At 41.3% G+C, this 12,188-nt stretch carries 11 protein-coding genes and 1 riboswitch; of the genes, 4 read left to right on the forward strand and 7 right to left on the reverse strand.

The genetic code is table 11. The annotated features are described in order from the left end of the window. Positions 1–7 precede the first annotated feature (7 nt). Positions 8–1,042: a 2-hydroxyacid dehydrogenase gene (locus tag bslm_RS09710; RefSeq protein ID WP_003231435.1), complete on the reverse strand. Its 1,035-nt coding sequence runs from the start codon at positions 1,040–1,042 to the stop codon at positions 8–10. 83 nt (positions 1,043–1,125) lie between these two features. Beyond that, a riboswitch (SAM riboswitch) is annotated at positions 1,126–1,217 on the reverse strand. A gap of 147 nt (positions 1,218–1,364) precedes the next feature. Here bslm_RS09710 and bslm_RS09715 point away from each other — a divergent pair. Then, the gene (locus tag bslm_RS09715) at positions 1,365–3,407 is read left to right on the forward strand and encodes a molybdopterin oxidoreductase family protein (RefSeq protein WP_046381498.1); all 2,043 of its coding nucleotides are present in this window, start codon (positions 1,365–1,367) and stop codon (positions 3,405–3,407) included. A 109-nt stretch (positions 3,408–3,516) separates the two neighbouring features. Then, positions 3,517–3,837, forward strand: a complete 321-nt coding sequence (locus bslm_RS09720) for a hypothetical protein (RefSeq protein WP_003241898.1) — start codon at positions 3,517–3,519, stop codon at positions 3,835–3,837. A 77-nt stretch (positions 3,838–3,914) separates the two neighbouring features. Here the strand turns inward: bslm_RS09720 and bslm_RS09725 are convergent, their stop codons facing one another. From bslm_RS09725 to bslm_RS21775, 5 genes are all read right to left on the reverse strand, one after another. Continuing rightward, entirely contained in the window at positions 3,915–5,369 is a 1,455-nt protein-coding gene (locus tag bslm_RS09725; protein ID WP_080481020.1) for a sugar porter family MFS transporter, read from the reverse strand. Positions 5,370–5,408: 39 nt separating this feature from the next. After that, on the reverse strand, positions 5,409–6,575 hold the full coding sequence (locus bslm_RS09730; protein WP_038829982.1) for a Gfo/Idh/MocA family protein: 1,167 nt from the start codon (positions 6,573–6,575) through the stop codon (positions 5,409–5,411). A 17-nt stretch (positions 6,576–6,592) separates the two neighbouring features. Next, complete coding sequence (locus tag bslm_RS09735) at positions 6,593–7,522, reverse strand: sugar phosphate isomerase/epimerase family protein (RefSeq protein ID WP_038829981.1); 930 nt, start codon at positions 7,520–7,522, stop codon at positions 6,593–6,595. A gap of 480 nt (positions 7,523–8,002) precedes the next feature. Further along, the gene (locus bslm_RS09740) at positions 8,003–8,998 is read right to left on the reverse strand and encodes a LacI family DNA-binding transcriptional regulator (RefSeq protein WP_038829997.1); all 996 of its coding nucleotides are present in this window, start codon (positions 8,996–8,998) and stop codon (positions 8,003–8,005) included. Positions 8,999–9,315: 317 nt separating this feature from the next. Then, a complete protein-coding gene (locus bslm_RS21775) occupies positions 9,316–9,441 on the reverse strand; it encodes a hypothetical protein (protein WP_257475318.1) in 126 nt (41 codons plus the stop codon). A gap of 248 nt (positions 9,442–9,689) precedes the next feature. On the opposite strand from bslm_RS21775, the gene bslm_RS09750 reads away from it, so the two are divergent. Then, a complete protein-coding gene (locus bslm_RS09750; RefSeq protein ID WP_003241887.1) occupies positions 9,690–9,812 on the forward strand; it encodes a hypothetical protein in 123 nt (40 codons plus the stop codon). A gap of 43 nt (positions 9,813–9,855) precedes the next feature. Continuing rightward, positions 9,856–10,149, forward strand: coding sequence for a YozQ family protein (locus bslm_RS09755; protein WP_003231427.1), 294 nt, complete (start codon positions 9,856–9,858; stop codon positions 10,147–10,149). 115 nt (positions 10,150–10,264) lie between these two features. Here bslm_RS09755 and bslm_RS09760 read toward each other — a convergent pair whose 3' ends face one another. Then, positions 10,265–11,950: a methyl-accepting chemotaxis protein gene (locus bslm_RS09760; protein ID WP_003231425.1), complete on the reverse strand. Its 1,686-nt coding sequence runs from the start codon at positions 11,948–11,950 to the stop codon at positions 10,265–10,267. Positions 11,951–12,188: the final 238 nt, after the last annotated feature.

Raw genomic sequence — 12,188 nt, forward strand, 5'->3', positions numbered from 1 at the left:
TCCTTTCTTATACCCCTGTTTTCAGTTCGTCCTTGTTATACATTGTCGGAATATTAAGAGTTTTTTCACCCTTCCACTTTTTGAGGGCTTTATTCAGTATCGTCACGTGATGATCCTCCACTTCAAATGTTGCTCCAGCGAGATGCGGTGTTGCCAGAACATTAGGCAATGAAATCAATTCATAATCTGATTCCTCTGGAGGTTCATGATAAAAAACGTCTAATATCGCACCTCTGATTTTATGTTCTTTTAATACAGATAAAAGATCTTCACGGTTTACAACAACTGCTCTTGAAGTATTGACGAAAATCGCACTCTGTTTCATCAGATCAAAATACTTCCGATCAATAAGTCCAAGTGTTTCCTCAGTACGAGGCAGATGTACAGAAACGATATCACTGTCTGAAAACACCGTTTTAAGAGATACTTTTTCATACAACGGATGATCGTCTTGAATGTATGGATCGTAATACTTTATTTTACAGTCAAACGCAGTCAGCAGTTTTGCAATCCTTTGGCCAACCGCCCCGAACCCAATCATGCCAACCGTTTTTCCTGATAATTCATTTCCTTTAAATTTGACATAAGCCTGTAAGTAATCCCTGTCCCACTTTCCATCCTTCAGCCATTGATTCGAGACGCTGGTATGGCGGAGAAAGGTAATCACATTTCCAATAAACATTTCAGCAACGGCTTGTGCATTCCGCCCTGGTGTATAAAAAACAGGTATGCCTCTTTTTGAGGCAGCTGCCACATCCACATTGGAGGGCATTCCCCTGCAAACACCGACAAATGAAAATTCGGGAACAGAAGCAAATACGCTGTCTGTTACCTGATCAAGCTCAGTAATCAAGCCTGTCGCATTTGTTGCTTTTAGCAGCTGAATGAGTTCATCTTCCCGATATGCCCGGCCTTGTTCCTTCCAAGATTGATAAGCAACTGAGCCAAACAAGTTTTCTAGCTCTTTTCGTCCTTCTTCGTTGTACGGTGCTGTAACCAAAACCGTCATGGTGCAAAACATCCTTTTCATCGTATTTTTCATAAAAAAAATCTCTTTCCGAAGATGGAAAGAGATTCATATATAGGCGCGCTCTGTTACAGGCAGACGCCGGTATAAACCTTGCTTTCCTATCTTTCAAGCTGACGCTTGCTGGAATTGGCACAATAATGTTGCCGAGGTTTCATAGGGCCAGTCCCTCCACCTCTCTGGATAGAAAATGTTGAGTATGTAATTTTCAGAATAAAGAATACGTTTATCATAAAGAAGTCTCAGATTGATGTCAATCTCTTTTTTCAGAATTGACGTTATCATCGGAAATGTTATAATTCTTACAAAATATCTAACTAGAGAGAGGAACTGGGCCATGAAATCTTTTGCCACACAACAAAACGGCATTTTCAAATCCGTTTGCTCGCTGGACTGCCCGGATCAGTGCGGATTGTTAATACATAAAAAAGATGGGAAAATCGTAAAAGTGCAAGGAGACCCTGATCATCCTGTCACAGCTGGAAACATATGCAACAAAGTCCGGAATATGACGGAGCGCATCTATGATGAAAAGCGGCTGACTACACCGCTCAAACGAACAGGTGCGAAAGGCCAAGCGATATTTGAACCGATTTCCTGGAAAGAGGCAATCGATACGATCACCTCCCGCTGGAAACAGCTGATTAATGAAGAGGGAGCTGAAAGCATACTTCCTTACAGCTTTTACGGAAATATGGGGAAATTGACAGCTGAAGGAATGGACCGCCGCTTTTTTTACCGCATGGGGTCAAGCCAGCTTGAACGGACGATTTGCAGCAAAGCGGGATCTGAAGGCTATAAATATACAATGGGCATAAGCGCGGGAATCGATCCTGAGGAAACCATTCATACAAAACTATTTATTTTTTGGGGAATCAACGCGGTCAGTACAAACATGCACCAAATTACGATCGCCCAAAAAGCGCGAAAACAAGGTGCCAAAATTGTCGTGATCGATGTGCATAAAAATCAAACAGGACGTCTCGCAGATTGGTTTATTCCAATAAAGCCGGGAACCGACAGTGCACTTGCTCTTGGCGTCATGCACATTTTATTTAAAGAAAACCTTCATGATGAAGCATTTCTGTCTGAGTACACGGTTGGCTATGAAGAGCTCCGTGAACACGTGAAACAATATGATCCTAAAAAGGTATCGACGATCACCGGTGTCAGTACCGAAGATATTTACCGACTGGCAAAAATGTACGGGGAAACCTCCCCTTCTTTTATCAGAATCGGAAACGGACCCCAGCATCACGATAACGGCGGGATGATTGTAAGGACGATTGCCTGTCTTCCGGCGATCACCGGCCAATGGCTGCACACAGGGGGCGGCGCAATTAAGCATAACAGCGGAATTTTAGAATATAACACAAATGCCTTGCAGCGGCCCGACTTATTGAAAGGGCGCACCCCGAGGTCGTTTAATATGAATCAGCTTGGCAGGGTGCTTTTGGAAACAGACCCGCCGATTCGCTCTCTATTTATTTACGGAACGAACCCTGCCGTCGTCGCGCCCGAAGCAAACAAAGTCAGACAGGGCTTGCTGCGGGAAGACTTGTTTACTGTGGTTCATGATTTGTTTTTAACGGAAACGGCTGCATATGCGGACATTGTACTGCCTGCAACATCCTCTTTTGAAAATACTGATTTTTACACCTCCTACTGGCATCATTACATTCAGCTTCAGCAGCCGGTGATTGAGAGATATGGGAAAAGCAAGTCTAACACTGAGGTGTTCCGATTACTGGCTGAAGCCATGGGATTCACAGACCAGGAGCTTAAAGATTCAGATGAAGTATTAATCCGCCAGGCGCTTGACCATCCAGATAATCCGCATATGGCAGAGATTGATTACGATGCACTTGCTAAGCATTCATTTATGAAAGCGAAACGTGAAAAGCCGCTGTTTCCGGGCGAACTTCCAACGCCAAGCGGAAAAATAGAATTATATTCAGAAAAAATGAAACAAGACGGCTTCCCTGCTTTACCGACATATACACCTCTTGTAACCGATAATGAACATCCGTTTATGTATGTTCCGGGGCCAAACCATAATTTCTTAAACTCAACATTTTCCAATAATGAAAAACACATCAAGCTTGAAAAGACGCCAAAGCTCTTTATCAACACAAAAGATGCTGAAGAACACGGAATCGTTGATGGGGCACCTGTACGAATTTGGAACAGCCGGGGAGAATGCGAGCTGACCGCTGCAGTTGGAGAACAAGTGCTGCCAGGTGTCGTTGTCAGCCAAGGATTATGGGCGGATGAACAAGGAAAAAAACAGCTTGTAAACGCGCTAACCCCAGACAGATTGTCCGATATGGGCGGCGGCGCCACCTTTTTTTCAGGACGCGTGCAGATTGAAAAAGCATAAACGAAAAAACCGCCCAGAACATGTTCTGGCGGTTTTTTTTTGGTTGATAATGAAACCCGGAGTATGCCAAGCCCGTATAACATAACATCGACATAATGGAGGCATGCATATGGACGTTTTTTTAGGAATCGGTATTGCTTTGGCTGGCTATTTTATCGGTGAAGGCTTAAAGCAAATGAACCATCCAAAAGCATATGAAAAAAGTGATACCTTGCTTATAAAAGAACGAGATATTTACTTTTACATCGGACATTTTTTAGGAATAACGACAACTGAGGCAAAACAGTTAGCCGGAGACATGACAGACCTGCCTTACATTAAAATCAACGGGAAAAAGTATGTGCAAAAACAAAGTTTAATAGAATGGATATTTGCATTAGTCAAAAAGCAACAGGATGAAGTTAGTATTAAGAAAAACGGGATTTGCTAGTTGTTTAATGGAAAACATTTGAAAGTAAAGGCTTGCTTCAAAAGCAACGCCTTTTTAATCATAATAAAAGAGAGCGTTTACATATTTATTTCTCCTTTGCCCGATGATGCTTTTCGAACACCTTGATTGCTTCTAAAGTCGTTTTCAAGCTCTTCTAGAGTACGACCTTTTGTTTCCGGCAGATACTTTTTCACGTAAAGAATCGCAGAAGCCCCCAGAACAACGAAGACGAAGAACGTTGACGACATCCCCAATTGATCTAGTAACACAGGAAACGTTAAGCCGATAAGAAAATTCATCATCCAAAGGAAAAACACTGAAATCCCCATTCCGAGCCCTCGCAATCTGAGCGGGAATATTTCTGAAATCATGAGCCACGTAACCACGGATACCGCTGACTGCTGAAAAGCCAGGAACGTAATTGTCAGGCCAATCACGATAAACGGCAGCACGGGAGTTCCTTGAAGTGTGATGGAACAAATCGCTATAAGCAAAATAGAAGCTGTTGTGCCTGCAAGTCCTGTAAGGAGAAGAGGCCGCCTCCCGACTTTACCTACAATCCAGATGCCGAATGTACAGGCTATCACTGAAATAACGCCATTTCCAATGTTTGCGACAAGTGCTGCGTCTCTGGCAAAACCAGCTTTCTGCAAAATTTGCGTGCCATAGAACATAATGGAGTTAACACCGGTTATTTGCTGCACTACAGCGATTCCTATTCCAAGACCTACAAGTCGGCGAATCCATGGGACTGACAAGTCTTTCAGTGTCGCCCGATTTATTTCAGTCTCTCGATTGATTGAAGCTTTGATTTCAGTCAGCTCAGCTTTGGCACAATTTTCTTCCCTTACATGCTTAAGAACTCTGAACGCCTCCCCCACCTTCCCTTTCGATGCCAGCCAGCGCGGGCTCTCTGGTACAATAAGCATCCCGAACCACAGAAAAATGGCCGGCAGTGTTGCCAAGATAAGCATAAATCGCCAAACGTGCGCATATTCACCCATTGATGTACCAATGACTGCATTACATGTAAATGCAAGAAGCTGACCTAAAATAATCATCAGATCGTTCTGAGTAATTGTTTTGCCCCGCTGTTCCGCTGGCGACATTTCAGCTAAAAAGGCCGGTACCGTGACAGATGCTGCCCCTACTGCAAGACCAAGTAAACTTCGGCATATTATCATAACAGATGTGTTTGGTGCGAACGAACAACCAATCGTAGCAATAAAAAACAAGAAAGCTAGATTTAAGATGGTTTTCCGCCTGCCAATACGATCTGCTAACCGTCCTCCAGCCAGGGAGCCAAATGCGGCTCCGAAAAGGAGGGAACTTGTGATGAGACCTTCGGTGAAGGGAGTTAGATCAAGCTGATCTCTTTGTGCCATAAAAGGCAACGCTCCATTGATTACTCCAGTGTCATAACCAAAGAGAAGGCCTCCGAATGTAGAAATGATGGTAATCTTGCGGAAAAATTTTTTATGTTTACACGAGGTATTTCCGCCTGCAGTATCCATTTTTTCACGCTGGTCCATTTTTCTCCTCCTTTTAAAAGGACTTACAATCGCTACATGTTATTGATAGTCCACCCATACTGCGCCTTTATCCGCGGATCGAACGCAGTTTTCCACCCAGCGTACACCTCCCACACCCGCTTCAATTCCTGGATACCACATGTGCTCCAATTCTTTCCCTCGATCAGCAGCTTCCATAGCAACAGCGAATCGGGAATAAAGATTCGACCACGCTTCAAATAGACCTTCTGGATGGCCGCCTCCAATACGGTCATCTTGTAATGCTTCCGGGTATAAATATCCCATTCCGCGCTCTAAAATCTGTACAGGTTTTCCCTGTATTTCAAAACGCAGCTGGTTAGGCTGTTCATCCCACCATTCAATACTTGCTTTGGAACCGATCACACGAATTTTCTGGCCATGCATTGATCCGGCATTTACACATGAAGACCACACCGTGCCGACCGCCCCATTATCGTATTCCATAATCGTATAAGCATTATCTTCAAGAGGCGCTCTGCTTTTTACAAAGCTCTGGCGAGTACATAACAGTTTGTTTATTTTCAGTTCCGGAATCATGATTTCCGATAAAAATAACGGATGAGTTCCTAAATCTCCTAACACGTAGCTCGGACCGGCAAATTTCGGGTCTACACGCCATTTCGTGCTTGGATTATTCATTTCTACAGGATCTGAGTGAAAACCATGTGCAAATTGCATATTAATAATTCTGATGTCACCCAACTCTCCATTTGCGATCATCTGGCGCGCCTGTTCAATCATTTGATGCCCAGAATAACCATATGTAATGCCGACAACTCTGTTCTTTTTCTTTGCCAAATTCTCAAGCTCTTTTGCTTCTTCAAACGTGAAACAAAGAGGCTTTTCACATACAACATGCAAACCGACATTCAGGGCCGCCTTACAAATTTCATAATGAGTGCCGTTTGGAGTTGCGATAGAAACAGCTTCAATACCGTCTTCTCGTTTTGCTTCTTCTTCAAACATTTGCTGGAAATCCAAGTAGCAGCGTTCCGGAGTAACATGAAGATTCATCCCAAAATCTTTTCCCCGTTCCGGATTGATGTCAAATGCCCCTGCAACCAACTGAAAGTGATGATCACGCAAGGCAGCCGAGCGATGAATGTATCCAATTTGACTTCCCCGGCCGCCTCCTACCATTGCCCAGCGTATCGGTCTATCTACCTTTTTTTCACCATTAATCATTTTTAATTCCTCCCTCACTAGTAACCAACATTTTTTAAATAGGCAAGGCTTTGACTGACATCTCTTAAACTAGTATCAGAGTTTCTCGGATCACGTTCTTGCTCAATCGTAATATAGCCGTGATAGTGAATGTCTTTTAGCAACTTGTAAATCGCTTCATAATCAATAATTCCTTGGCCTATCGGACACATGACTCCCTTTGCGCAAGCATCAAAAAAGCGGATATGCTCACCCATTACTTGTTGATAAACATGTTCATCAATGTCTTTAAAATGGATATAGTCTACACGGTCCGCATAGTCCCGCAGCCATTGTTCCGGATCCATCTTTGAATAATATAAATGTCCTGTATCAAGACAAAGCCCCGCAATATCGTATGGTATATCTTTTAGTAATTGCTGAATCTCATCCTCGAATTCAATATATCCCCCTGCATGAGGATGGATGACGGCTCGTACGCCATATTGCTTCCACGCCCGTTCCGCAATTGTCCGAATATGAGACATCATACGGTTCCATTCCTTTTTAGATAACCGTTTCGCTTGATCAGGACGCCCCGCCTTATAATCTCTTTCGTCATGCCCCCAGTCAATCAGGACCAAATAAGGAGGTGAAAAGCGAAAGCGCTCCTCTTTATCCTGAAAAGAGAAAGGTAGTTTTGTAATCAGAGAACAAATCTCATCAACTTGCTCCAGCAAATTTCCTAAGTGCGACTCTGATACTAAATCATCAAAAATCGTACCGGCAATAATGGATAAATTGTTTTTCAAAAGCTCTGCTTGGACACGTTCGATATCCATCGGAATATAGCCGTATGGACCTAACTCAATCCCTTTATAACCAGCTTGTGATGCTTCTTGCAGCACTCTCTCCCATGGAGGAAGATAAGGATTTTTCGGATCGTCAACGCCCCAGCAGCACGGCGCGCCAGCAATGTGAATACTCATCCAAGACACCTCTAATCAAATGAATTATGAATCGCAACCAAAAATAAAGCGCTTTCTTTTAACTGGATTTAAAAGTACGTTCATTTCGGTTCTCCGAGTTGATCTTCTCTTCTTAATCGTGCACTTTATCTAAAACCGGAAACAAATCATATAAAGCGCTTTACACTCCGTTTTTAAAAGCAAATAGATTTCTTTTTTACTAATTATATCCCTGCATATAGAAAGCGCTTTATATTTTGTGAGTTGATTGTATAATATTCAATATATTTTGTAAACGTTTTTTTGAAATTACTTTCAGAAATTAATCAACAATATACCAATATATATACACCTTCCACTTTAAAAAAGGATATTCCGACCTATCAATGTTGTTTTTTGAGTTTTTCTTGCTTCCCTTTTGTCATTCTATGATGAAACACAAAAAAGCAGCGGGGACTTTCCAGCTGCTAAACAAATATTATTGATTTGGAACACACGTCTTTAATGAAAACGGCTTGTTGATTTTCGGACAATTAATTTCGGCAATACTAAAATTTTTTGTTTTTCAGAGGCTTTTCCTTCTATTTCATCAATTAGTAAATCCACTGCCTGTGAACACATGCTTTGCACAGGCACTTCAACTGTTGTCAAAGGGGGATCACTACTTTTTGATATCAGTGTATTATCAAAGCCTGTGATAGAAAGTTCTTCAGGAACCAACACATGTTCCTCCCTTGCTGCAAGGAGCGCACCAATTGCTAAGATATCATTACAACAAATCATAGCTGTGGGCGGATTTGAAGATTGTAATAATGAAGAGGCCAAAGACTGTGCAGACTCGGCCGTTGAATCTGTTACAACAATCAGATCTTCGTGAATATCAAGATCAGACTCTTGTAATGCCTGTGAATATCCGCGAATTCGTTCTCTGCTGCTTGCATTGTCTTCTGCAATCACCGCAATCCTTGAGTGGCCAAGCGAAATTAAATATGCTGTTAATTCATACCCTCCCAAGAAATTATCAACTGTAACCGTTGTAAGAGATGAGTATGGCTGTGATTCCGAAAGAAGGATAACAGGAATGTTATCGCTGATTAACTCATGAATAACCTGTTTATTCCTAAACCCCCCAGCTAAAATAAACCCGTCAACACGCTTCTGCCTTAATAATGAGACGTATCTCTCTTCCTTCTCTGACTTGAAATCCGTACTGCAAATGACGACATTGAATCCATATTCGTGTGCCCGATCCTCTACTCTCCGTGCCATTTCTGCAATCAGAGGATTAGCTATGTCCGGTAAAAGAAATCCTATTGTCGAAGTCCGTTTCCCTGTTAATGCTGAAGCGAGCACACTTGGCTTATAATTCAGCTCTTGCATGGCATCTAGCACTTTTTGTTTCGATTTCATCCCGACCGGCTGATGATTGATCACTTTTGAAACTGTTGAAATGGACACGCCGGCTTTTTCTGCAACATCGTAGATTGTAGTTTTCATTTTGCTAAAAACCTCTTTCTCCATACAAGTAACCAGCTAAAAAATGCACGATTTGGAAAGCGCTCTATATAGGCTATTGTAAAGATAACTGTGAAGATTTCAATAATCTTTTTTAACTTTATGAAGCATTGCAATATCTTGTCCAGCCCCTATCTAACCCATTAACGGATAAAGACACATTAAGCAAATAATATCGCTGCTAATCCTCTCAATCAAAACACCATTTTCTATTTTAAGTAAACTTGCAAAGATACATGACGATTGACGTAAGACCAAACGGTGTTTTCAATTTTGAGGTTCTGGCTGAATGTTTCGATTCATACCTGTTTTGAGTGTAATAAAGCAGACAGCTGCGCTGAGTTAAGCTCAACTTCTTCAATCTGTTCGTTTTTTTGAAACACAAATACAACCTTTATCGAATCTCCATTTTTCACCAGACTCATCTCCCATATCTCCCCTTTATGATAAGAAAGAATGTTACTCACCTTAACAAATTTGTTCCCAGTTCTATACAGCCTCTTCATATACGCAATGTACTAACAAAAGGTTTCAAAAATCAAATGCACGCCTGGCATAACTGGCTCTTTTCCTAATGGGGAAGAGTCAACGAAAAAAAGCGAATGAATACCTGCCCAACAGACAGAATAAGAAGAGTTGATATTTCAACACTTTTCGTAAAGGGGTGAAACCAATGAGTAAGAAAGGTATTCAAAATTCAAGTATTGAACAAATAAGAAATGACCATGAGACTGAAACAGCTTTTAAAGCAGATGATCCTAAAAAACACGGTTCCGATCCTAAAAGAACGAAATAAGTTCTTACCCCCACTAAAATATCAATAATCTGGAGGAAGTAAAGTGACTCAAAAAAACGGTGCAGACAGACCTGATGATTATAAAAGATTTTCTTCATTAGACAAGGAATATGATTTTCAGCAATCTATACGCAGCAATACTGAGACAGAAAGTGTAAACACTGAAACACAAACTCATAACAAAGAAAACAAAAATGACACAACAGATGTTGCCGGGAAATACTTTGAGCCCTCAGATTATAAAGGAAGCACGCAATTAGAAAAAGGATTGGCTGAAACTCATGAACAGGTCAGCGATGACTATTTTGAAGGGACAATCGATCAAAATTTGGACTAGCCATACAAACGGAACTAACTTAAAAGAAGTCAGTTAACTCTGTTTTTAGAAACAACCACAGTAAAAGTAGCCAACCCCCACCGAATAAGATGGGGGTTGCACGTAAGTAGCCTGTTTAATATTTAAAACGATTAATGACGGTTTGAAGTTCTTCTGCCAACTGAGATAGAGATTCTGCGGCATAGGAGATTTCCCCCATTGAATGAAGCTGTTCCTGTGATGAATTTGCAACCGCTTCTGTATTTGCTGACGTTTCTTTTGTACCAGCAGCCAATGTATGAACTGTGTGCTGAATCACTTCAACGCCTGAAGTAAGCTGTTGAGTTGCTGCTGCAACTTCTTGTATTTGAGAAGTGACCTGTTCCACCAGGTTCAGTATTTCATTGAAATTTCCTGTTGTCTCTTGAGAAAGAACAATACCTGAGCTCACATTTTCTTGAACAACTTTAATATTATTTACCGTTTCTATCGATTCGTTTTGGATGGTCGCTACCACCGATTGGATGTGGTTTGCAGATTTATTTGTTTCATCCGCCAACTTCCGAACTTCTTCTGCCACCACAGCAAATCCTTTTCCTTGCTCTCCGGCTCTGGCCGCCTCGATCGCTGCATTTAGTGCCAACAAATTTGTCTGCTCTGAAATCGTCGTGATAAGCGAAGAGATATCGCTGATTTCTGCTGTGCTCGCTACCAATGTTTGCAATCCATTGCCGGCTGAATCTACAGATTTATCAATGAATTTCATCTGGTCTAACATCTTGTTGACGGACTTAGAGCCTATTTCAGCCTTGTCTCTCATCGAAGAAGAAAGATCCGCTATGTTCCCTGTATTTGAAGCGACTGATGATATACTGTCTAATAATTCAGTGATGGATTCTGCGCTCTTTTCTGTCATTGAGCTTTGCTTCACATTGCTGTCGGCAGCCATCTGCATGGCTCGTGAAATATGTTCAGATGTTGATTTCGATTCTTCCGCGCTTGCCGATAATTCTTCAGAGGAAGCGGCGACTTGTTCAGATGAGCTGCTGATCTGCTTCACAATTTGAGTTAATGAATGAGTAAAAGAATTAAAAGATTGGGCAAGCTGGCCAAATTCATCTTTATTTTTCACAATGACTTTTTTGGTTAAATCAGCCTCGCCGTGTGCAATTTCCTCCAGCTGCTTATTTATGCTTCTTAGTGGCACCATAATGGACTTTAACAGCATTATGCTTAGAACAATGCCTAATATTACTGATATCCCTGTGACAATGATAATGAGCGATTGACTCATTTTCCCATTGCCCTGTATTTCATCCTTTAGATCCTCTACCTCTTGATCCAGGCGATCAGACAGCTTATTGACAGCCGGAGCTACGCCTTCTTTTCTTATTGTTCTTTCTTCTCCAAAATGGATGGTTTCTGCTTTTTTAGGATTTGAAGAGTAGGCTGTTACTACTTGCTGATTCAAAGCTCTATACTGAGTAAAACTTGTCTTAATGTCTTCAATATTGGATTGATACTTCTCTTCATCAATCAAGTCATTAACCCGGTCAAGGCTCTTTAAGACATCGTCTGCTTTTCCCTTCATACCCTCGTCGTATTCTTTGTCTCTGGTAATCAAGAAGCCTCTTTCATCATTTGATAACCCGGTCAATTCATATTGGATGTGTTTTATCTCTTTTTGGAATTCCATTTTGTCTTTAAGTTCTTCATTCTTTTTCACAGTAGAAGAAATCATAAATACTGAGGAGCCTCCAATTCCAATAATTGAAACAACTAATATTGATATAATCCCCAGCAATTTTGTTTTCACTTTCATGTGTCGTTTTCCCTTTCCGCACAATGTAATGGCTGAAATAAAATATGTTCAAGCGCGTTTGAATCCAATTCGCTTACGCTCATGTCCATAATATCGACACGTGTTATCAAGTTTTATAGTGATATTCTTATATGAATAAGCAAATTCTTTACGTCTCTGAACTTACAGAAAAACCTTAAGTAAAATTTGCAGTCTTTTGCGGTATGTAAGTCACTCTTATTCGTTTTTCTAAAAAAGG

This window comes from Bacillus sp. LM 4-2 (genome assembly GCF_000978495.1).
GTDB lineage: Bacteria > Bacillota > Bacilli > Bacillales > Bacillaceae > Bacillus > Bacillus subtilis.

Coding starts and splice junctions, on each gene's coding strand:
- bslm_RS09710 (WP_003231435.1), bottom strand. CDS start 1,042: ATGAAAAATACGATGAAAAGGATGTTTTGCACCATGACGGTTTTGGTT.
- bslm_RS09715 (WP_046381498.1), top strand. CDS start 1,365: ATGAAATCTTTTGCCACACAACAAAACGGCATTTTCAAATCCGTTTGC.
- bslm_RS09720 (WP_003241898.1), top strand. CDS start 3,517: ATGGACGTTTTTTTAGGAATCGGTATTGCTTTGGCTGGCTATTTTATC.
- bslm_RS09725 (WP_080481020.1), bottom strand. CDS start 5,369: ATGGACCAGCGTGAAAAAATGGATACTGCAGGCGGAAATACCTCGTGT.
- bslm_RS09730 (WP_038829982.1), bottom strand. CDS start 6,575: ATGATTAATGGTGAAAAAAAGGTAGATAGACCGATACGCTGGGCAATG.
- bslm_RS09735 (WP_038829981.1), bottom strand. CDS start 7,522: ATGAGTATTCACATTGCTGGCGCGCCGTGCTGCTGGGGCGTTGACGAT.
- bslm_RS09740 (WP_038829997.1), bottom strand. CDS start 8,998: ATGAAAACTACAATCTACGATGTTGCAGAAAAAGCCGGCGTGTCCATT.
- bslm_RS21775 (WP_257475318.1), bottom strand. CDS start 9,441: ATGAGTCTGGTGAAAAATGGAGATTCGATAAAGGTTGTATTTGTGTTT.
- bslm_RS09750 (WP_003241887.1), top strand. CDS start 9,690: ATGAGTAAGAAAGGTATTCAAAATTCAAGTATTGAACAAATAAGAAAT.
- bslm_RS09760 (WP_003231425.1), bottom strand. CDS start 11,950: ATGAAAGTGAAAACAAAATTGCTGGGGATTATATCAATATTAGTTGTT.